Source organism: Micromonospora sp. NPDC005172 (assembly GCF_040608555.1).
Taxonomy (GTDB): Bacteria; Actinomycetota; Actinomycetes; order Mycobacteriales; family Micromonosporaceae; genus Micromonospora.
Window position 1 is genome coordinate 1 of the sequence record NZ_JBEXIL010000066.1, and the last position, 19150, is coordinate 19150.

The window sequence follows — 19150 nt, forward strand, 5'->3', positions numbered from 1 at the left end:
GCGATCGCACCAGCCCGTTGCGAGCGGCAGACTGGGACGAGGCCCTCGACCGTATCGTCGACGCCATCCGTACCAGCCATGTCGAATGTCAGAGCTGGTCGGTGCCGAAGGTGTCGCAGGTCTTCGGGTCGCCGCCCTCGTAGCCACGGCTGAACCAGCGCTTGCGCTGCTCCGACGTGCCGTGGGTGAACTGGTCGGGGTTGACCTGCCCACCGGAGCGCTCCTGGATGCTGTCGTCACCGATCGCCTCGGCGGCGTCGACGGCCTGACTGACGTCGGCCTCGGTGATCGACTTGAACAGTGGCTCCTGGCCGCTCTTGTCCTTGCTCTCGCTGGCGTGCTTGGCCCAGGAGCCCGCGTAGCAGTCGGCCTGCAACTCCAGCCGCACGGAGGCGGACTTGGGCCCGCTCTGGTCGCCCTGGCCGGCCTTGGCGTTGGTGCCGAGCAGGTCCTGGACGTGGTGGCCGTACTCGTGGGCGAGCACGTACGGCTGGGCGAACTCGCCCTTGGCGCCGAACCGGGTGGCCAGCTCGTCGTAGAAGCCCAGGTCGATGTACACCTTCTGGTCGGCGGGGCAGTAGAACGGGCCGACACCGGAGTCGGCCTGCCCGCAGCCGGTGTTCACGGCCTGCTGGAAGAAGTTCGTGGTGGTGGGCTCGTAGTTGCCCTTGCCCAGCTCGGGGTACGCCTTCTTCCAGTACGCCTGGATGCTGTTGACGAAGAGCAGGTTGCGACAGCGCGCGTCCTGGAGACGGTCGGGGTTGGCGGTGGAGCACACTTGGTCGAGGTCGTCGCCCCCGGCCTGGCCGCCCTCGTCGCCGTTGTTCATCGCGTTGAGGCCGAAGCCGCCGCCGAGCAGGGCGATGATGACGGCGACCACGATGCCGATGATGCCGCCCTTGCCGCCGCCTCCCGGGATGGGGATGCCCATGCCTCCGCCGCCCCCGCCGCCGCTGCCGCGGCCCACGTCGTTGGCCTGGGAGGTGTCGAGCTCGGCCCGCTCGTTGAGTTCCATGCTGACCCCGATCGCCTAATACCGGTGAATGTCGTGTGTGTGTCGTTTAGTCGTTTCAGTGCCGGACGGGGTCCGGACAGGCGTTCCGGTACCCGATGATCTTGATTGGTAATCCGAGCGGGTCGTACGTGAGTGCCCGGTACACTTGTCGCCGTGCCGCGCTGCGAAGGCTGAACCGCCCCGCGCCGACGGGCCCACTGCCCGCCGGCGCTTTCGCGTGCCCTGAGTCAGCCTTCCAGACCCCGAGAGCGAGTCCCACGAGATGATTACTGCCACCGGCCTGGAGCTGCGTGCCGGCTCCCGAATCCTGCTGTCCGACACCACCCTGCGCGTGCAGCCCGGTGATCGGATCGGCCTCGTCGGCCGCAACGGCGCCGGCAAGACCACCACGCTCAAAGTGCTCGCCGGTGAGGGCCAGCCGTACGGCGGCCAGATCGACCAGCGCAGCGCCATCGGTTACCTCCCACAGGACCCGCGCACCGGCGACCTGGAGGTCACCGGCCGCGACCGGGTGCTCTCCGCCCGCGGTCTCGATGTGCTGATGGCCCAGATGAAGGACGTCGAGGAGCGCCTCGCCGAGGACGCCACCGACAAGTTGGTCCGCCGCTACGGCGCGCTGGAGGACCAGTTCGCCGCCCTGGGTGGGTACGCCGCCGAGGCCGAGGCCGCCCGGATCTGCGCCAACCTCGGTCTGCCGGACCGCGCGCTCGCCCAGACCATCGGCACCCTCTCCGGCGGTCAGCGCCGGCGCATCGAGCTGGCCCGGATCCTGTTCCGCGACGCCGGTGAGAACGGCGGCGGCATCCTGCTGCTCGACGAGCCGACGAACCACCTCGACGCCGACTCGATCACCTGGCTGCGTGGCTTCCTCGCCAACCACAAGGGTGGGCTCATCGTGATCTCCCACGACGGGGCACTGCTGGAGTCGGTGGTCAACAAGGTCTGGTTCCTCGACGCCACCCGTTCCGTGATCGACGTCTACAACCTGGGCTGGAAGGCGTACCTGGAGGCGCGCGAGACCGACGAACGACGCCGCCGCCGCGAGCGGGCCAACGCGGAGAAGAAGGCCGGCGCGCTGATGGCGCAGGCCGACAAGATGCGGGCCAAGGCCACCAAGACCGTCGCCGCGCAGAACATGGCCCGCCGCGCCGAGAAGCTGATCTCGGGTCTGGAGGACGTACGCGTCGCCGACCGGGTGGCGAAGGTGCGTTTCCCCAGCCCGGCCCCGTGCGGCAAGACGCCGCTGACCGCGACCGGCCTGTCCAAGTCGTACGGCTCGTTGGAGATCTTCACCGACGTCAACGTCGCCGTGGACCGGGGTTCCCGGGTGGCCATCCTCGGGCTCAACGGCGCCGGCAAGACGACGCTGCTGCGGATGCTCGGTGGCCTGCTCAACCCCGACACCGGCGAGGTGCACGCCGGGCACGGGCTGCGGTTGGGCTACTACGCGCAGGAGCACGAGACGCTGGACGTGGAGCGGACGGTGCTGGAGAACATGCGCGCCGCCGCGATCGAGCAGTCCGACACCGACCTGCGCAAGATCCTCGGCGCGTTCCTGTTCTCCGGCGACGACGTGAACAAGCCAGCCGGGGTCCTCTCCGGCGGCGAGAAGACGCGGCTGGCCCTGTCCACGCTTGTCTGCTCGGGTGCCAACGTGCTGCTGCTCGACGAGCCGACCAACAACCTCGACCCGGTCAGCCGCGAGCAGGTGCTCGACGCGATCGCCAACTATCCCGGCGCGATCGTGCTGGTCACGCACGACCCGGGGGCGGTGCTCGCGCTCAAGCCGGACCGCGCGATCCTGCTGCCGGACGGCGACGAGGACGCCTGGAGCGACGACCTCCTCGAACTGGTCGAGCTGGCCTGACCGCGCGGCGGTCGGGGTGGGCCGGTCTCAGCCCAGCAGGTCGACCAGCCGGGCGAGCACACCTGAGCTGACCAGGATCACCACGCCGATGCCGACGAAGATCGCCGGTACCAGCCAGTGCCCGGCACGTTCCACCAGAGCGACCACCCGCCGGTGGCCGCCGAGCCAGGCGGCGGCGGCGCACCACAGGCCGATGAGCACCACGAAGATCAGCAGGAAGACCGCGCTGTCGCCGGGGCCGAGGGCCCGGAACACGGGTACGTAGACGGCCACGTTGTCGGCGCCGTTGGCGATGGTCACGCCGGCGACGCCGAGGGTGCCGGTGACCACGGTGGCGGGCTCGTCGTCGTCACGGTGCAACAGGGCGCGGACGCCCAGCGCGATCGGCAGCAGACCCAGCAGGCCGGTCCACGGGTCCGGCACGACCAGCAGCCCGGCGGCGACCACCGCGCTGGCCAGCGCGAGCGCGCCGATGCCGAGGTACTGGCCGGTGACGATCTGCCAGGTGCGGGGCCGGCCGGTGGTACGGGCCGCCACGAAGAACAGCGTGAGGATGACGATGTCGTCGATGTCGGTGGCGGCGAAGACCACGGCCGCGCCGGCCGCGGTGCCGAACAGGTCGATCACCCCGGGAGCGTACGGGTGGGGGCGTCACCGCGCCGGAGTGGCCCACTCGGGACCCTTCGCGAGGATCACTCTATCGGGAACCTGACATTGCATAGCGTGTCGGTTGGCGAAGAGTTGATATCTGGCGCATGATCGTTCGAGGCGGTCTAATAGGTGGGACCGTATCCGAACCGCACAGTCTGGGACGTGAGGACACAGCATGGCAGCCACTGGCACAGCCACCAGCACTGAGAAGGGTCGCCGGATCGTCGGAGCCGAGCGTCAGACGCTCGCCAAGGACCTGGTAAAGCGGTACACCTCGGGGGAGAGCATCCGCGCGCTGGCGGCCTCGACCGGCCGTTCCTACGGGTTCATCCACCGAGTGCTCACCGAGTCCGGGGTTCAGCTGCGTCAGCGCGGCGGTGCCCGGCGCCGCAAGAAGGCGTGACCCGCCCCTCCGCGTCGTTCATCAGCGCCGCGCCCCGGGCAGCCCGGTGACCGCCGAGGCGACCGGGGTTCGGCTGACCTGCGACGGGCCGGTTGCCACGGTGACGTTGTGCCGGCCCGACGTGCTCAATGCCCAGACGCCCGCGATGTGGCGCGCCATGAGCGACTTCTCCCGCAACCTGCCCGGCGACGTACGGGTGGTGGTGGTGCGGGGCGAGGGGCGTGCGTTCTCCGCCGGCCTCGACCTCGCGGTGGCCGGCGCGTCCGGCCCGGGGTCGTTCGCCGAGCTGGCCACGCTGCCCGAGCAGGAGTGCGCGGACCGGATCGCCGAGTTCCAGGTCGGCTTCACCTGGCTGCACCGCCCGGACGTCATCTCCGTGGCTGCGGTGCAGGGCCACGCGATCGGCGCCGGCTTCCAGCTCGCCCTCGCCTGTGACCTGCGGGTTGTCGCCACCGACGCGAAGTTCTCGATGGCCGAGGTCGGGCTCGGGCTGGTGCCCGACCTGGCCGGCACGAAGCGCCTCGTCGAACTCGTCGGCTATTCCCGGGCGCTCGAGATCTGCGCGACGGGCCGCCGGCTCGACGCCACCGAGGCGGACCGGATCGGTCTGGCCACTCTCGTCGTACCCCCGGGGGAGCTGGACGACGCGGCCCGTGACCTCACGGCGGGCCTGCTGGCCGGCGCGCGCGACGCGGTGGTGGAGATCAAGGCCCTGCTCGCCGGCGCGGGCGGGCGGTCGCACGCCGACCAGCAGCGGGCCGAGCGGGAGGCGCAGACCCGCCGCCTGCGCGATCTCGCCAATCGGGGCGAATAGTAAGGACCGCACGGGAAGATCCGGGTTACGACCGAGGTTGTCACAGCTGTCGGGAGAATTGACCTGACAGTGTGGTCTACCCGACGACCCGGAGGTGACTGGTGTCCAACCCGATGTCCGGCGGTGGCATGGCCGGGTGGAGCATGCTCCGGTCGATGCGCAACCGCGACGAGGTCTCCGCCCACCGGCTCAAGCGCGGGGTGGCCCGCCGCATCGTGGCCTTCGCCCAGCCCTACCGGCGCGACATCGTCGTGTTCCTGGCCACCATCGTGCTCGCCGCCATCATCGGCGTCGCCACCCCGGTGCTCGCCGGTGACGTGATCAACGCGATCAACCGGGGCGGCACCGAGGCCGGTCAGCTCGTCATCCGGCTGGCCCTGTTCATCGCGGCCCTGGCGGTCGTCGACGCCCTGTTGTCCCTGGCCCAGCGGTGGTATTCCGCCCGCATCGGCGAGGGCATCATCCTCAACCTGCGCACCCGGGTCTACGACCACGTGCAGCGGATGCCGTTGCAGTTCTTCACCCGCACCCAGACCGGTGCCCTGGTCAGCCGGCTCAACAACGACGTGCTCGGCGCGCAGCGGGCGTTCACCTCGACCCTGTCCGGTGTGGTCAGCAACGTCATCCAACTGGTGCTCACCGCCGCCGTGATGTTCACCCTGTCCTGGCAGATCACCGCGCTCTCGCTGGTGCTGCTGCCGATCTTCATCATCCCGGCCCGTCGGGTGGGCCGGCGGCTGGCCGACATCACGCGCGAGGCGTACAACCTCGACGCCAAGATGAACGCGACGATGACCGAGCGGTTCGGGGTGGCCGGCGCGCTGCTCGTGAAGCTCTTCGGCCAGCCCGAGATCGAGGCCCGTCGGTTCGCCGGCCGGGCCGAGCGGGTCCGCGACATCGGCATCGAGTCCGCCATGTACTCGCGGACGTTCTTCGTCGCGATGCTGCTGGTCGCCTCGCTGGCGCAGGCGCTCACCTACGGTCTCGGCGGCTGGCTCGCCGTCACCGGCGGCGTCAGCGCGGGCACCGTCGTGACCCTCGCGCTGCTGCTCACCCGCCTGTACGGGCCGCTCACCGCGCTCTCCAACGTCCGCGTGGACGTGATGAGCGCGCTGGTCTCCTTCGACCGCGTCTTCGAGGTGCTCGACCTGAAGCCCGGCATCGTGGAGAAGCCCGACGCGGTGCCGGTGCCCCGCAGCGCCGGCCGGGTCGACTTCCGCGACGTGCGCTTCCGCTACCCGAGCGCCGCCGAGATCTCCCTCGCCTCGCTGGAGGAGGTCGCCACCCTCGACCGCACGGTCAACGAGCCGGTGCTCAAGGGCGTCTCGTTCAGCGTCGAGCCGGGCCAGATGGTCGCCCTGGTCGGCCCGTCCGGCGCCGGCAAGTCGACGCTGTCGATGCTCATCTCCCGGATCTACGACGTCACCGACGGGCAGGTGCTCGTCGGCGGAGTGGACGTCCGCGACGCCACGCTCGCCTCCCTGCGCGACGAGATCGGTGTGGTCACGCAGGATTCGCACCTGTTCCACGAGACGATCGCCGAGAACCTGCGGTACGCCAAGCCGGACGCCACCGACGACGAGATCTGGGCCGCGCTCGCCGGCGCCCAGGTCGCCGACCTGGTCCGGTCGCTGCCCGACGGGCTGGACACGACGGTGGGGGAGCGCGGCTACCGCTTCTCCGGCGGCGAGAAGCAACGCATCGCCATCGCCCGGCTGCTGCTCAAGGCCCCGTCGATCGTCATCCTCGACGAGGCGACCGCACACCTGGATTCGGAGAGCGAGGCCGCGGTGCAGCGCGCGCTGTCGGTGGCGCTCGCCGGACGTACCGCCCTGGTGATCGCGCACCGGCTCTCCACCGTCCGCGACGCCGACCAGATCCTCGTGCTCGACGGCGGTCGGATCGTCGAGCGTGGCCGGCACGACGAGCTGGTCGCGGTCGGTGGCCTCTACGCCGAGCTGTACCGGACCCAGTTCGCGGTCGCCGACTCGCCCCGTCCCTTCGTGGACGCGACCGGCCCCGAGCCGGTGGTCATGCCCCTGGGCACGTACGTCGCCGACGAGGCGATGCCACCCGCCGCCGCCAACTGACCCGTCAGTGGGTTGATCGACCCGGGTTGCTGGAAGTCGCGGCCTCCCGGTCGCTTCGAAAGCCCGACTTCCTCGACGTCGAGTCCATCGACAGGCGGGCTGGTCGCACTACGGAGTGCCGCCGGAGTCGCTCGTCGAGCCCGCGTCGGAGGCCAGGTTCTGGTCACCGCCGCCGCCCTTGCCGCGAAGACTGCCCCGGCGACGTTTGCGGGTTTCGCGCGCGCTCTGGCGGATCGCCTTGCGCGCGGAATCCAGCCCCGCCTGCCGGTCGTCCAACCGGGCGGCCCGGCGCCGACGGCGCACTGCCACGACGACGACGGACGCGCACACGACCAGCAGGAGCAGAGCGAGCAACGCAAGGCGATTCCCGGCCATGCGCGCAAAGTAGCGATACCGCGCAAACCCAACCGCAACATCCGACCTCCGCCCCCGCTCCCCCCTCCCCACCCCACCCTGGTTGATCATGAAGTTATTGCCACCTGCGTCGGCGTTTCGTGGCAACAACTTCATGATCGACGCCCTGGGGGGTGGGGGTGGGGGTGGGGGTGGCGGGGCCGGGGGGCGGGGCGGGGTTAGTTTGGGCGGTCGGTGGCTGCCTTTAGCTCGGCGAATGCTGCGCCCAGCGTGACCGGCGTGAAGTGCGCGTTCAGGCCGCTCGGGTTCGGCAGCACCCACAGGCGTGCCCCGGCCAGCGACTCCGGCTGCGGCCCGAACGTGGCCTTCGGTCGTCGGAAACCGATCCGGTACGCGGTCACCCCCACCACGGCCACCCACTGCGGCCGATGTCGGGCCACCTTGTCGGTCAGGATCGCCGCGCCGTCGAGCAGTTCCTCGGCGCTCAGCTCGTCGGCACGGGCGCTGGCCCGGGCGGCCATGTTCGTGATGCCGAGCCCGAGGGCCGGTAACTCGGCCTGCTCGCTCGGGTGCAGCAGCCGGGGGGTGAACCCGCCCAGGTGCAGCGCCGGCCAGAACCGGTTGCCGGGTCGAGCGAAGTGCCAGCCGGTGGCCGCCGACCAGAGGCCGGGATTGATGCCGACGAACAGCACCGCCAAGCCTGGGGCGAGCACGTCGGGAATGGTCCGGTCGGCGGCCGCCGCCAGGTCCGCCCGGGTAGGCCGGGGGTGCGCGGCGCCCGCGCCGGTACGACTGCCCAGCGCCGGCGGCGCGGCACCCGCGCCGGTACGACTGCCCAGCGCTGGTGGCGCAGCGCCGGCTCGGCCGTCGGTGCCGGGAATCGGAGCGGCTGTCACAGGCCGCGTAGTGCGCCGCCGTCGACAGGCACGGTGAGGCCGGTCAGGTAGCTCGCGGCGGGGGAGAGCACGAACGCGGCCACCCGGCCGAACTCGGTCGGGTCACCGAGGCGTCGCAACGGAATGGTCGCCTCCGCCTCGGCGCGGGCGCGTTCCGGGTCGCCGGTCGCGGCGAACAGCTCCCGGTTGCGATCGGTGAGGATCCGGCCGGGCAGGAGGCCGACGACGCGTACGCCACGGGGGCCGTAGTCGTCGGCGACGTCCTTGGCGACGCCGACCAGGCCGGGCCGCAGGCCGTTGGAGATGCCGAGGCCGGGCACCGGGCCACGGGCCGAGGTGGAGAGCACCAGCCCGATCGCGCCGCCCTCGCCGAGCGCCCCGGCGATCGTCCGCACCGCGCGGACGGTGCCCAGGAAGATCGTCTCGAACGAGATCCGCCACTGCTCGTCGCTGATCGTCGCCGCGTTGCCGGCGGGCGGGCCGCCGACCGAGATCAGCGCGCCGTCGACCCGGCCGAAGTGCGTGCGGGCCGTCGCGACGAGTTGCTCCGGCGTCTGCGGGTCGGACAGGTCCGCGGCGACGCCGACCGCCTTGTCCGGGCCGCCCAGTGCCTGCGCGGCGGCCGCCACCGCCTCCGGGTCCCGCGCGGAGAGCACCACCCGTGCGCCGTCGGCGACCAGGCACTGCGCCGTCGCGTAGCCCAGGCCACGAGAGGCGCCGGTGAGGACGTACACGCGGTCGGTCAGTCCGAGATCCATACCGCCGATCCTGCCGCATCCGGTGCGCCACCGCCAAAGGTGGCGGGTCAGCGGCGGGCGGGCCGTAGCAGACGTACCCGACCGGCTACCTGCACCGCGATGGCGCCGTCGGCGCGGGCCACGGCCGGCAGCCGGCGCGGACGTGGCGCGGTGTGCCCGTCGTAGCGCAGTCCCGCCTCGCGGACGGCCAGCTCGTCGGCGCCCGACGGGGGCAGCGTCCCGCGGTGCCGGAGGTCGCGGGCCAGATCCCAGCCGTCGCGCAGCGACCCGGCGGTGGGGCGGTCGGCGGCCCAGGCGGCGAAGGTCGACAGCCACGCCGCGCCGAGGCGGGCGGCGAGCAGCGGCCAGTGCCGGGCCACCTCGCCGGCGCGTTTGCCCAACAGTGCCGCCCGGGCGGCGGCCAGCGGTCCGGCCGCGAAGCCCGCCGGTGGCGGCCCTCCGGCGACCAGCGCCGCGACCAGCTCCGCCTGCCGCGCGGCGAGGTCGTCGCGGGGCGCAGCGCCGGTCATGTCACGGCCGGGAAGCCGGATGCGGTGGCCAGGGCGTCGAGTTCGGCGCGCAGCTCGGCGGCCGGTGGGTAGCCGCCGTCGCGTTCCAGCAGCAGCGCCGGTGGCCGCTGTCGGGCGCAGAGCGCCCCGACCAGTTCCAGCACCTCCGGGGGTACGGGATGGGTGTGCGTGTCGTGGTAGAAGCCGCCGTGCTCGGCCCCGCCGGCCACGTGCACGTAGGCGATCCGGTCCAGGGGCAGCCGGTCGAGCAGCGCGAGTGGCTCGGTGCCCCGGTTGCGCGCGTTGGCGTGCACGTTGGCGACGTCCAGCAGCAGCAGAGCGCCGGTCCGGTCCAGGATCTCGGTGAGGAAGTCCGCCTCGTCCAGCTCGTCGTCGGGCCAGTCGAAGAGGGCGGCGATCGGCTCCAGCGCGATCGGCACCGGCAGCTCGGCCTGCGCTCGGGTCACGTTGGCGCAGATCGCGTCGACGGCCTCCCGGCTGCGCGGCAGCGGCAGCAGGTGCCCGGCCTCCAGCCCGCCGGCCCGCACGAACGCGATGTGCTCGCTGACCAGCGGCGCGTCCGTCCGCTGCGCGACCGCGGCCAGGTGGGCGACGCGGGCCGGGTCGACCGGCTCGGCGCCACCGAGGGAGAGCCGCACCCCGTGGGGTACGACTGTCACGCCGCGCTCCCGCAACTGCGTCAGCCCGACCGGGAGTGGCCCGGTCGACGCCACCGACTCGGCCACCACCTCGACGAAACGCAGGCCGGGCAGCTCGGCCACGAAACCGGCGATCTCGGGACGCCAGCCGACGCCGACGCCGTACGGGCCGGTCATCCGCCGCACCCACCGCCGCCGCACCCGCCACCGCCGCCGCAGGAGCTGCCACCGCCGCAGGAGCTGCCGGTCGTACCCGACGATCCACCGCTGGCACCCGACCAGCCGCCGCTGGCGATCGCCTGGCGCTGGATCTCGGCCTGCTCGGCGAAGCCCGGGTCGATCGCCCACAGCGACGCCGTGCCGTACAGCGCCACGCCCATCGCCGCGCCGGCCGCGCCGTAGGTGGCGTACGCGGGGGACGAGTCGGGGGCGAGATGGTGGTGTCGGGTCCGCAGGTCGCGCAGGGCGTGGCGGCCGGCCCGCGTGGTTTCCGGTACCCGCCAGAGCAGCAGCACCGCCACCGACACACCGACGAGGGTGAGCAGCAGGAAGCCCACCGGTCGCCCGTTGGCCAAGCCGGCGAACAGCCGTACGACGCCGAACACCCCGACGGCGGCGAGGAACAGCCGCCACTGTCGTGCGGTGGCCAGGCGCGCCTGGCTCACGAGTAGTCCACGCCCTTCGAGGCTGCTGCGGAGCTGGTCGAGCGCGGCGGTCACCCGCTGGTCCTGGCCGAGGTCACGGGCCCGGACGCCCTGGTGGGCGGCCCCGTGGATCGCCTGCTCCAGCGGGGTGAGTCCGGTCGGGGTCGGACCGGTGGTCAGCAGTCGGCGATCCGGACCGACACCGATCGCGCCACTGCCCCGCAGACCGCCGAGGGTGGCGTGTACCGCGAGGGCCCGTCCACCGTTGAGGTAGGCGACCTCCTGCGGACCGAGCGGCTCGGTGACGAGGGGTTCCGTGCCGGTGGCGAGGCGTACCCGGTGCAGGACCGCGAGGGCGGCCACCACGACGGCCGCCACGAGGTAGAGCCGGAGGAAGGTCGTACCGGGGACACCCCAGGTGTCGCCCGAGGCGGCGTGGACGATCATCGGCTGCTCCTGTCGCCGGAGGGGTCGGCGGCCCCATTGTGGAGCACCGTCGCCATGCGGCCGGGCCGGGGGACCCGCGCTGTCGGCGGCGGCGAAAGCACCCTCAGCGGCGGCGGACCGCCTCTTCGACCAGGTCGAGGACCGGGCCCAGGTCACCGGCCGGTCGGCCCATCGCCAGGTGCAGCACGAGGCCGTCGTAGGCCAGCTCCAGGAACTGGGCCAGCACGTCGATCGGTACGTCCTCGCGCAGCACCCCGGCGTCGCGCTGGCGGGCCAGCCGGTCCCGGGTCGCCTCGGCGATCGCGGCCGACCGCTCGGCCCAGCGCTTGGCGAACGCCGGATCGGTGCGCAGCCGGCGGGAGACCTCCAGTTGGCTGCCCAGCCAGCCGGTGGTGTCCGGCGAGATGGCGCGGGCCAGCAGATCGCGCATCACCTGCACCAGACCGTTGCGGGCGACCGTCTCGACCATGGCGGCGGCGTCGTCCTCCGCGACGGCGAGGAACAGCGAGTCCTTGTCGCGGAAGTGGTGGAAGATGGCGCCCCGGGAGAGCCCGGTGGCCTCCTCGAGGCGGCGTACCGTCGCCCCCTCGTAGCCGAGCCGGGCGAAACACGCCCGAGCCGCGGCAAGGATCTCCTGCCGGCGCGCGTCGAGCTGGTCCTGACTTACTCTGGGCACACCTGGATCGTCGCAGGTCACCCCGAGCCATGCAAACCGTACGTACGGCTTGGTAACGTACCGTTTACGATCCCCCGGTGAACCGCCCCCACCCCGCGCCGTCCGGCCCGCTGACCGTCGCCACCGTCCAGGCCACCCCCGCGCCGGGTGACGTCGCCGGCAACGCGGCGGCAGCCGCCGAGCTGGTCCGGCTTGCCGCCGGTGAGGGTGCCCGGGTGGTCGTCCTCCCCGAGCTGTACCTGTGCGCGTACCACCCGCCGACTCTCGCCGCCGATCCGGTCGGCACCCACGTGGAGGCCGACCCGGCCGGGGTGGTCGCCGACGGTCGGCTCGACCCGCTGCGCGCCGCGGCGCGGACCGCCGGGGTCACCGTCGTGGTCGGCGCGGCGGTCCGGCACCCGGACGAGCGGCGGACCATCGCCGCGCTGGTCGTGGACCGCACCGGTGCCGTCCGGGTCGGGTACGACAAGCAGCAGTTGTGGGGCGACGAACGCGAGCTGTTCAGCCCCGGCGGCCGGGGTGCCACGCTGCTCGTCGACGACTGGCGGCTCGGGCTGGGCATCTGCTACGACGGCTGCTTCCCCGAGCACGGCCGCGCCGCCGCCCTCGACGGGGCGCACGCCTACCTGTGCCCCAGTGGCTACCTGGCCGGCTCGGAGCACCGCCGGGACCTGTACTACGCGGCGCGAGCCCTGGACAACACCATGTTCGTGGTCTTCGCCAACTCCGTCGGCGGCAGCGACCCGTGGCGGTTCAACGGCGGCGCGGCGATCTACGACCCGGAGGGACGGTCACTCGTCCGGGGCGCCGACGAGGGCACGGACGTGCTGGTGGCGACACTCGATCCGGCCGCGCTCACGGCCACCCGGTCGGCCCATTCGATGCTCGCCGATCTGCTGCCGAGCCAGGGCGGCCCGCGGACGTCGCTGACCGGTTGAGCCCACCGCCAGGTCGAGACCCGCGTGGTCTGTTGGCGGACACGTCGGTCCCGTAGGGTGCCCGAGTGCCACTGCTCCTGCTGGACCTGGACAACACCCTGCTGGACCGGGCCGGGCCGTTCCGACGCTGGGGTGAGCGCTTCCTGGACGGCATCGGCGCGCCCCCCACCGACATCGACTGGCTGATCTCGATCGACGCGGACGGGTTGACCGACCGCTGGGACCTGGCCGACGCGATCCGGGACCGCTACGAGCTGCGGATCCCCTCGATCGACCTGGTGGAGGAACTGCACGACGGGGTGGTGGCGCAGACCCGGCTCGATCCGCTGACCGCCTGCGCGCTGCGCATCGCCGACGACGCGGGCTGGGTGCCCGTGGTGGTGTGCAACGGCACGGTACGCCTGGAGGACGCCAAGATCCGTCGTACCGGCCTGGACCGTTACGTCGCCGACTGGGTGATCTCCGAGGAGGCCGGGGTCAGCAAACCCAACCCGCGGATCTTCGCGCTCGCCGCGCAGCGGGTGCGGATGCCGTTGCGGGGTGCCTGGGTGGTCGGCGACAGCCCGGAGGCGGACATCGGCGGCGCCGCCGCGGTCGGGCTGCCCAGCGTCTGGCTGCACCGGGGCCGGACCTGGTCGGACGTCCGTTTCGCGCCCAGCCGCACGGTGGACGGGCTGATCGCCGCTGTCGCCACGGTGCTCGCGAGCTGAGGCGTACGCGCCCGTCGCGTCCCTGCCGTAATTCGGTTGACCCGTGCTCAGGGCTGCCGCGAGGATGGGCGGCGCATCGTGCACCGGGCGTACCGCCCGATCGAGGAGAGGAGGTCGGCCGTGGCCGTCTTCGCAGGTCGCTACCAGCTGCCTATCTCAGCCTCGATCAAGGGAATCTCACCACAGTGCGCGATCATGACCTTCCGGCGCTGGAGCGCCGGACCCGCGGCAAGCGCCGCTTCGACGACGACGAACCGCAGTTCCTGAGGCGGGCCCGGCCCACCGAGCCGCCCGCCGACCCCGACACCCAACCCGACCCCGACACCGGCGAACGCTGGTCGTCGTGGGACGACGCGGTGCACGGGCCAAACCCGCACCCGGACTGGCTGGTCACCGAGCTGGCCGCCAAGGACACCGAGCTGGGTGTGCTGAAGACCGGCAAGGAGGCGGACGTCCACCTGGTCCGCCGCGCGGTACCGGACACGGACCGGTCCTGCCTGTTGGCGGTCAAGCGATACCGGGACCCGGAGCACCGGTTGTTCCACCGCGACGCCGGCTACCTGGAGGGTCGCCGGGTGCGGCGCTCCCGGGAGATGAGGGCGATGGCCGGCCGGACGGCCTTCGGCCGCCAGATGATCGCCGGGCAGTGGGCGGCGGCCGAGTTCGCCGCGCTGGCGCGACTCTGGGAGATCGGCGCCGGGAACGACCGGATCGCCGTGCCGTACCCCGTGCAGTTGCGGGGCACCGAGCTGATGCTGGAGTTCGTCGGTGACGCCGAGTCGGGCCTTGCTGCGCCCCGGCTGGCCCAGCTACGGCCCGGCCCGGCCGAGCTGCGCGACCTGTGGGACCAACTGGTCGAGGCGCTGCGTGTCCTGGCCCGGGCCGGCTACGCCCACGGTGACCTGTCGCCGTACAACCTGCTCGTGCACTCCGGGCGGCTCGTCGTGATCGACCTGCCGCAGGTGGTCGACGTGGTGGCGAACCCGCAGGGGCCCGAGTTCCTGGCCCGCGACGTGCGGGTGGTCGGCGCCTGGTTCGTGGCCCGGGGACTGAGCGCCGAACAGGCCGACGCCGGCGCCCTGACCGGGGAGCTGCTGCGCGAGGCGGGCATCCGCTGACCGGAGCGGAGCGGGTCGGGTGCCTCAGCGCTGCCCGACCCGCCCGTGCCGATCACTGGAGGTAGCGTTCCACCTCCGGCTTGGGGCGTTCGCCCTGCGAGTCGGGGTCGCCGTGGGTGGCACGGGCGGCCCGGCGGCGGCGGAGCAGGTCCCAGCACTGGTCGAGGGATTCTTCCAGGGCGCGTAGGCGCTCGCTGGCCTCGCCCTCGGTGCCGGACTCGTGGGCCTGGGCGTCCGCGCGCAGCCGGTGCTCCTCGTCGACCAGCTCGGAGATCCGGTTCAGGATGGTCTTGTCGTCCATGCCACAGAGCCTGGCACAGGGTGCCCGCCATCGCCCGGATTCGCAGGGACCGGTGCGTCCTTGCTCACTGCGTTGCCCGGCTTCTGGGATCGCACGGACGTGAGCCGGCGGGCGGGTCCGGCGCTCGACCGGGCCGACGGTCCGCCGCCGTCCGGGCCGGTCGGCGGCGGTGGCCCCCGCGTCTACGGGTGCGACCTGCGCCGGTGCCACTTCCTGACTATCCACTCAGGACTTCGGCCTGCCAGGGGCATCGATGTTCGTCTGGGACGTGGGTGGAATCTCACCGGTCACAGGTCTAGAGGTGGCTTGGAATTGGTGAGATGCTTCCGACGCCCAGAAGGTGAAAATTTCACAGTCTCGACCGGCCGAAGTGGACCGCACGGCCGGTGGGACGACGAGGAGACGTTGCATGTCCCAGGTGTCCGATGCCGGCCCCGCCCCCGTCAGCACCGAACCCCGGATGATCCCACTCCGTCGTGCCCTGCCCGCGCTGGTCCGTGACCCGCTCGGCGCGCTCGTCGGCTTCGCGGAGGCCGCCGCAGGCGAGGTGGTCCGGCTGAACCTCGGCTCGTTCCGCCCGTACCTCGTGAGTCATCCCGAGCATCTGCAACGAGTGCTGAGGGACAACGTTGCCAACTACACGCGCGACGGCGAGGGTCTGTTGTGGCGGCCGGTCCGCCGGATCGTCGGCGACGCCATCCTGGTCGCCGAGGGCGAGATCTGGGAGTCCAGCCGGGGCGCGCTGCAACCGCTGTTCACCGCGAAGCGGGCCGAGACGCTCGTCGACCGGATGGCCGACGCGATTAACGAGGCCGTCGACGAGTGGCTGGAGCCGGCCCTCGACGGCCGCCCGATCGACGGCGGCGCCGAGCTGACCCGCATCGTGCTGCGGACCACCATGCGGGTGCTCTTCGCCGACCGCATCTCGGTGCCGGACGCGTTGCGGATCAGCGCCGCGCTGGACACCGTCACCACCGCCATGCTTCCACGCCTGCTGGTGCCCTTCGTGCCGTACGCGGTGCCGATGCCCGGCGACCGGCCCTTCCGCGAGGCGGTGCGGACCATCGACGAGGTGGTGCTGCCGATCATCCGGGAGGCCCGCGCTCGGCCAGGCGACGGCGACGACATCATCTCCACCCTCTGCCGCCCGCGCGCCGACGGCAGCGAGCCCGACGAGTACGCGATCCGCGGCGACGTGGTGGCCATGTTCTCCACCGCCACCGAGACCACGATCGCCCTGCTCTCCTGGCTGTGGCCGGTGCTGGCGTCCCGGCCCGACGTGGCCGAGCTGATGACCGACGAGATCGAGCGGGTGGTCGGTGCCGAGCGGGTCGGCCGCGAGCACCTGCCGCAGCTGCGCTACGGCCGCATGGTGCTCGACGAGATGCTGCGGCTCTACCCGGCCGGCTGGATGATCCCCCGCACCGCCGTGGACGACGACGTGCTGGGCGGTGTGCGGATCAAGGCTGGTGGGACCGTGCTGGTCAGCCCGTACGTCACCCAGCGGATGTCGACCTTCTGGGACGACCCGACGCTGTTCGACCCGGAGCGCTTCGCGCCGGAGAAGCCCCGCCGGCGCTACCGCTACTCGTACTTCCCCTTCGGCGGCGGCCCGCACCAGTGCCTCGGGCAGTACCTGTTCCTGCTGGAGGCGCAGCTCATCGTCAGCACCGTGCTGAGCCGCTACCGCTTCCGGCTGCGGGAGCCCGTCGGCCTGACACCCCGGCTCGGCGCCTCGCTGCAACCCAAGCAGCGGGCCGAGCTGATCGTCACTCCGGTCGAGCGTCCGGTCGCCTCGTGACCGGCGCTCCGTGGCCGGTGGAGGCCGGGCCCGACGCCGTCGCCGAGCAGGGCCGGGTGTGCGCGCTCGCCGTACGCGGTGTCCGCGACCTGCAGGGCGTCACCGCCGCCCACCCGGAACTCTTCGACGCCGCGCCGTTCGACGCCGCGCTGCTCAGCTCGGTGGCCACCGCCATCGCGTTCACCGCGCCGTGGCACACCGCCGCCGAACTGCGGATCACCACCCGTACCCTGCTCTGGGTCTTCGCCGCCGACTGGCAGGTCGACTACCTCGCCCGGTCCGCCGACGACGTCCGGACGATCGTGACCGACTGCCTGGCGGTCGCCGACGGCGGCGCGCCCCCGCCCGGCCGACATCTCGCGCGGCTGCTGGCCGACCTGCGCGACGAACTGACCACCGTGCCGGCGTTCCTCCGGCTGCGCCCGATCTGGCGCGACGAGCTGGCCCGGATGCTCGCCGCCGTGTCGCGCGAGTGGGACTGGAAGAACCTGCCCACCGACCCGACCACCGGGAAGCGTCTGCCAGACCTCGACCGCTACCTGGACAACGCCGACAACCTGGCCTGCTCCTTCGTCAACGTCACGCACTGGATCGCCACCGGCGACGACAGGACCCTCGCCCAGTTGACCGACCTGCTCGACGCCGGACGTGGCGTGCAGCGGGTGCTGCGGCTGGTCAACGATCTCGCCACGCACGGGCGGGACGCCGAGTGGGGGGATCTCAACGCCCTGCTGCTGGTCGACGACCCGGCGCGGGTGCACGACCGGCTTACCGAGCTGACCAACCGTGCCCGTGGCGATCTGGCCGCGCTCGCCGAGCGGTGTCCGCGCCAGGCGGACTACCTGCACCGGCAGATCTCCTTCACGGGTGGCTTCTACCAGCTGTCGGACTTCTGGGGAGCACGCGATGAGTGAGAGCCCGGGGCACGTACTGGCCGAACCGGCCATCGACGCCGCGCGCGAGCTGATCGCCGGCCTTGCGCTGCGACCGTGGGGGCAGGTCGCACCCTCGGTGTACGAGAGCGCTCGGCTGGTCGCCGACGCGCCCTGGCTGCCGGGACACCACCAGCGGATCGGGTTCCTGCTGCGCGAGCAGCGCCCGGACGGAGCGTGGGGCCCACCCGAGGGGTACGCGCTGGTGCCCACGCTGAGCGCCACCGACGCACTGCTCGCGGCTGGATCGGCCGATGCGGACCTGCTCGCCCCGGCGGGGCGTGGGCTGCACGCGCTCGCCGGCCGGCTGCTCGCCACGCACGCGCGGGCCCTGCCGGACACCCCGGCGCTGGATCTCATCGTCCCCGCGTTGGTCGAGTCGATCAACGATCGGCTGTCCCGGCTGGACCGGACGACCGCCGACCGGCTGCCCCGCCCCCCGCTGGAGCTGCCCGCGGGGCTCCGCCCGGACCGGCTGCGCGCGGTACGCGCCGCGGTCGCCGCCGGGGTGACGCTGCCATCGAAGCTGGCCCACTTCTACGAGCTGCTGGACGCGACGCCGGCCGACGCCGGACCGACCCTCACCGCCGTCGGCGCGTCACCCGCCGCGACCGCCGCCTGGCTGAGCGCCGCCGGCCCGGACGCCGGCCCTGCCGCGTACGCCTTCCTACGGCACCTGATCCGGGACGGTGACGGTCCGGTGCCCTGTCCGACGCCGATCACCGTGTTCGAGCGGGCGTGGGTGCTCGGCGGGCTGTGCCGCGCCGGTGTCGCGGTCGACCCGCCGGCCACCGTGCTGCGCACCCTGGCCACCGCCACCGCCGCCGAGGGCGTCGCCACCGGCGAGGGTCTGCCCACCGACGCCGACACCACCTCGGTCACGCTGGACGCGCTGGCCCGGCTCGGCCACCCCGCCGACCCGGCCAGCCTGTGGGCGTACGAGACGGCCGAGGGCTTCTGCACCTGGCCGGGGAGCGAGGACGGCTTCTCGGTCACCACCAACGCGCACGTGCTGGACGCGTTCGGCCAGCACGTGGCGGCGCACCCCGACGCGGACGCGCGGTACCACCGGACGGTCGACCGGCTCAGCGCGGTCCTGCCCGCACACCAGCACGCCGACGGCCGCTGGCAGGACCGGTGGCACGCCTCGCCGTACTACGCCACGGCCTGCTGCGTGCTGGCCCTGGCGGAGTTCGGTCGCGGCGGCAGGGCGGCCGAGTCGATCGACCGGGCGGCCCGCTGGGTGCTGGACAGCCAGCGCCCCGACGGTTCGTGGGGGCGGTGGGATGGCACGGTCGAGGAGACCGCGTACGCCCTACAGGTGCTGTTGGCCGCGCCGACCGGAGCGCCGCAGGTCGACGACGCGGTGGCGCGCGGCCACGCCTACCTGCACCAACCGTCCGGCCGAACGGACCCTCCACTGTGGTACGGCAAAGAGCTGTACTGTCCTACCGCGATCGTTCGCGCGGCGGTCCTGGCCGCCTGTCGTCTCGCCTCCGTACACGTGACGGGGGTCGACCGTTCGGTGGTGGATTGTGGTTACCAGACAACAAAAACAGCGACTTGAGGGGTTGTGTGGACACTGCTA

21 protein-coding genes are annotated in these 19150 nt (G+C 72.6%); 10 read left to right on the forward strand and 11 right to left on the reverse strand.

Features of this window, described 5'->3' with window-relative positions:
- Positions 1-88: 88 nt before the first annotated feature.
- Positions 89-1015, reverse strand: a complete 927-nt coding sequence (locus ABZV06_RS28995) for a neutral zinc metallopeptidase (protein WP_355625403.1) — start codon at positions 1013-1015, stop codon at positions 89-91.
- A 262-nt stretch (positions 1016-1277) separates the two neighbouring features.
- On the opposite strand from ABZV06_RS28995, the gene ABZV06_RS29000 reads away from it, so the two are divergent.
- On the forward strand, positions 1278-2882 hold the full coding sequence (locus ABZV06_RS29000; protein ID WP_355248811.1) for an ABC-F family ATP-binding cassette domain-containing protein: 1605 nt from the start codon (positions 1278-1280) through the stop codon (positions 2880-2882).
- Between the two features lie 27 nt (positions 2883-2909).
- Here ABZV06_RS29000 and ABZV06_RS29005 read toward each other — a convergent pair whose 3' ends face one another.
- Positions 2910-3509, reverse strand: coding sequence for a cadmium resistance transporter (locus ABZV06_RS29005; protein ID WP_355248814.1), 600 nt, complete (start codon positions 3507-3509; stop codon positions 2910-2912).
- 199 nt (positions 3510-3708) lie between these two features.
- On the opposite strand from ABZV06_RS29005, the gene ABZV06_RS29010 reads away from it, so the two are divergent.
- Entirely contained in the window at positions 3709-3936 is a 228-nt protein-coding gene (locus tag ABZV06_RS29010) for a helix-turn-helix domain-containing protein (protein ID WP_007462679.1), read from the forward strand.
- A gap of 21 nt (positions 3937-3957) precedes the next feature.
- On the opposite strand, the gene ABZV06_RS29015 is transcribed toward ABZV06_RS29010, so the two are convergent.
- Complete coding sequence (locus ABZV06_RS29015; RefSeq protein WP_355248881.1) at positions 3958-4095, reverse strand: hypothetical protein; 138 nt, start codon at positions 4093-4095, stop codon at positions 3958-3960.
- Between ABZV06_RS29015 and ABZV06_RS29020 the strand changes: the two genes are divergently transcribed.
- Together ABZV06_RS29020 and ABZV06_RS29025 are read left to right on the forward strand one after the other, a co-directional pair.
- On the forward strand, positions 4037-4750 hold the full coding sequence (locus tag ABZV06_RS29020; protein WP_355625424.1) for an enoyl-CoA hydratase/isomerase family protein: 714 nt from the start codon (positions 4037-4039) through the stop codon (positions 4748-4750). The genes ABZV06_RS29015 and ABZV06_RS29020 overlap by 59 nt on opposite strands.
- 113 nt (positions 4751-4863) lie before the next feature.
- Entirely contained in the window at positions 4864-6840 is a 1977-nt protein-coding gene (locus ABZV06_RS29025) for an ABC transporter ATP-binding protein (protein WP_355625426.1), read from the forward strand.
- Positions 6841-6948: 108 nt separating this feature from the next.
- Here the strand turns inward: ABZV06_RS29025 and ABZV06_RS29030 are convergent, their stop codons facing one another.
- The 7 genes from ABZV06_RS29030 to ABZV06_RS29060 all read right to left on the reverse strand — a co-directional run bounded on the left by ABZV06_RS29030 (position 6949) and on the right by ABZV06_RS29060 (position 11762).
- Positions 6949-7215 carry a hypothetical protein gene (locus ABZV06_RS29030; RefSeq protein ID WP_355625405.1) on the reverse strand — a complete coding sequence of 89 codons (267 nt, stop codon included), beginning with the start codon at positions 7213-7215 and terminating at the stop codon, positions 6949-6951.
- 197 nt (positions 7216-7412) lie between these two features.
- Complete coding sequence (gene mug / locus ABZV06_RS29035; RefSeq protein ID WP_355625428.1) at positions 7413-7994, reverse strand: G/U mismatch-specific DNA glycosylase; 582 nt, start codon at positions 7992-7994, stop codon at positions 7413-7415.
- Between the two features lie 92 nt (positions 7995-8086).
- Positions 8087-8848 (reverse strand): SDR family oxidoreductase, encoded by a 762-nt coding sequence (locus tag ABZV06_RS29040; protein ID WP_355625407.1) that lies wholly within the window; start codon positions 8846-8848, stop codon positions 8087-8089.
- A gap of 47 nt (positions 8849-8895) precedes the next feature.
- Positions 8896-9357, reverse strand: coding sequence for a hypothetical protein (locus ABZV06_RS29045; protein WP_355625409.1), 462 nt, complete (start codon positions 9355-9357; stop codon positions 8896-8898).
- Complete coding sequence (locus ABZV06_RS29050) at positions 9354-10172, reverse strand: DUF692 domain-containing protein (protein ID WP_355625411.1); 819 nt, start codon at positions 10170-10172, stop codon at positions 9354-9356. Before ABZV06_RS29050 ends, ABZV06_RS29045 begins: the two co-directional genes overlap by 4 nt.
- The gene (locus ABZV06_RS29055; protein ID WP_355625412.1) at positions 10169-11086 is read right to left on the reverse strand and encodes a TIGR04222 domain-containing membrane protein; all 918 of its coding nucleotides are present in this window, start codon (positions 11084-11086) and stop codon (positions 10169-10171) included. The genes ABZV06_RS29050 and ABZV06_RS29055 overlap by 4 nt, the downstream gene beginning before the upstream one ends.
- A 103-nt stretch (positions 11087-11189) precedes the next feature.
- Complete coding sequence (locus tag ABZV06_RS29060; protein ID WP_355625414.1) at positions 11190-11762, reverse strand: helix-turn-helix domain-containing protein; 573 nt, start codon at positions 11760-11762, stop codon at positions 11190-11192.
- A 77-nt stretch (positions 11763-11839) separates the two neighbouring features.
- Here ABZV06_RS29060 and ABZV06_RS29065 point away from each other — a divergent pair, with 77 nt between their 5' ends.
- The 3 genes from ABZV06_RS29065 to ABZV06_RS29075 all read left to right on the forward strand — a co-directional run bounded on the left by ABZV06_RS29065 (position 11840) and on the right by ABZV06_RS29075 (position 14528).
- A complete protein-coding gene (locus tag ABZV06_RS29065; protein ID WP_355625416.1) occupies positions 11840-12700 on the forward strand; it encodes a carbon-nitrogen hydrolase family protein in 861 nt (286 codons plus the stop codon).
- 65 nt (positions 12701-12765) lie between these two features.
- Entirely contained in the window at positions 12766-13410 is a 645-nt protein-coding gene (locus ABZV06_RS29070; protein ID WP_355248834.1) for an HAD family hydrolase, read from the forward strand.
- A gap of 185 nt (positions 13411-13595) precedes the next feature.
- Positions 13596-14528 (forward strand): RIO1 family regulatory kinase/ATPase, encoded by a 933-nt coding sequence (locus ABZV06_RS29075; RefSeq protein WP_355625418.1) that lies wholly within the window; start codon positions 13596-13598, stop codon positions 14526-14528.
- Between the two features lie 52 nt (positions 14529-14580).
- Here ABZV06_RS29075 and ABZV06_RS29080 read toward each other — a convergent pair whose 3' ends face one another.
- Positions 14581-14829, reverse strand: a complete 249-nt coding sequence (locus ABZV06_RS29080; RefSeq protein WP_355248839.1) for a DUF2630 family protein — start codon at positions 14827-14829, stop codon at positions 14581-14583.
- A 463-nt stretch (positions 14830-15292) separates the two neighbouring features.
- Between ABZV06_RS29080 and ABZV06_RS29085 the strand changes: the two genes are divergently transcribed.
- From ABZV06_RS29085 to ABZV06_RS29095, 3 genes are read left to right on the forward strand one after another with little or no spacing between them, the layout of a single operon-like run.
- Complete coding sequence (locus ABZV06_RS29085) at positions 15293-16630, forward strand: cytochrome P450 (protein ID WP_355248878.1); 1338 nt, start codon at positions 15293-15295, stop codon at positions 16628-16630.
- On the forward strand, positions 16627-17544 hold the full coding sequence (locus ABZV06_RS29090) for a terpene synthase family protein (RefSeq protein ID WP_355248842.1): 918 nt from the start codon (positions 16627-16629) through the stop codon (positions 17542-17544). The genes ABZV06_RS29085 and ABZV06_RS29090 overlap by 4 nt, the downstream gene beginning before the upstream one ends.
- Positions 17537-19129, forward strand: a complete 1593-nt coding sequence (locus ABZV06_RS29095) for a prenyltransferase/squalene oxidase repeat-containing protein (protein WP_355248845.1) — start codon at positions 17537-17539, stop codon at positions 19127-19129. Before ABZV06_RS29090 ends, ABZV06_RS29095 begins: the two co-directional genes overlap by 8 nt.
- The last annotated feature ends 21 nt before the right edge of the window (positions 19130-19150 follow it).

Bases quoted from the DNA above. Each gene is read 5' to 3' on its own strand.
- ABZV06_RS28995 (WP_355625403.1), bottom strand. From the start codon at position 1,015: ATGGAACTCAACGAGCGGGCCGAGCTCGACACCTCCCAGGCCAACGAC.
- ABZV06_RS29000 (WP_355248811.1), top strand. From the start codon at position 1,278: ATGATTACTGCCACCGGCCTGGAGCTGCGTGCCGGCTCCCGAATCCTG.
- ABZV06_RS29010 (WP_007462679.1), top strand. From the start codon at position 3,709: ATGGCAGCCACTGGCACAGCCACCAGCACTGAGAAGGGTCGCCGGATC.
- ABZV06_RS29015 (WP_355248881.1), bottom strand. From the start codon at position 4,095: ATGGCGCGCCACATCGCGGGCGTCTGGGCATTGAGCACGTCGGGCCGG.
- ABZV06_RS29025 (WP_355625426.1), top strand. From the start codon at position 4,864: ATGTCCGGCGGTGGCATGGCCGGGTGGAGCATGCTCCGGTCGATGCGC.
- ABZV06_RS29030 (WP_355625405.1), bottom strand. From the start codon at position 7,215: ATGGCCGGGAATCGCCTTGCGTTGCTCGCTCTGCTCCTGCTGGTCGTG.
- ABZV06_RS29040 (WP_355625407.1), bottom strand. From the start codon at position 8,848: ATGGATCTCGGACTGACCGACCGCGTGTACGTCCTCACCGGCGCCTCT.
- ABZV06_RS29045 (WP_355625409.1), bottom strand. From the start codon at position 9,357: ATGACCGGCGCTGCGCCCCGCGACGACCTCGCCGCGCGGCAGGCGGAG.
- ABZV06_RS29050 (WP_355625411.1), bottom strand. From the start codon at position 10,172: ATGACCGGCCCGTACGGCGTCGGCGTCGGCTGGCGTCCCGAGATCGCC.
- ABZV06_RS29055 (WP_355625412.1), bottom strand. From the start codon at position 11,086: ATGATCGTCCACGCCGCCTCGGGCGACACCTGGGGTGTCCCCGGTACG.
- ABZV06_RS29080 (WP_355248839.1), bottom strand. From the start codon at position 14,829: ATGGACGACAAGACCATCCTGAACCGGATCTCCGAGCTGGTCGACGAG.
- ABZV06_RS29095 (WP_355248845.1), top strand. From the start codon at position 17,537: ATGAGTGAGAGCCCGGGGCACGTACTGGCCGAACCGGCCATCGACGCC.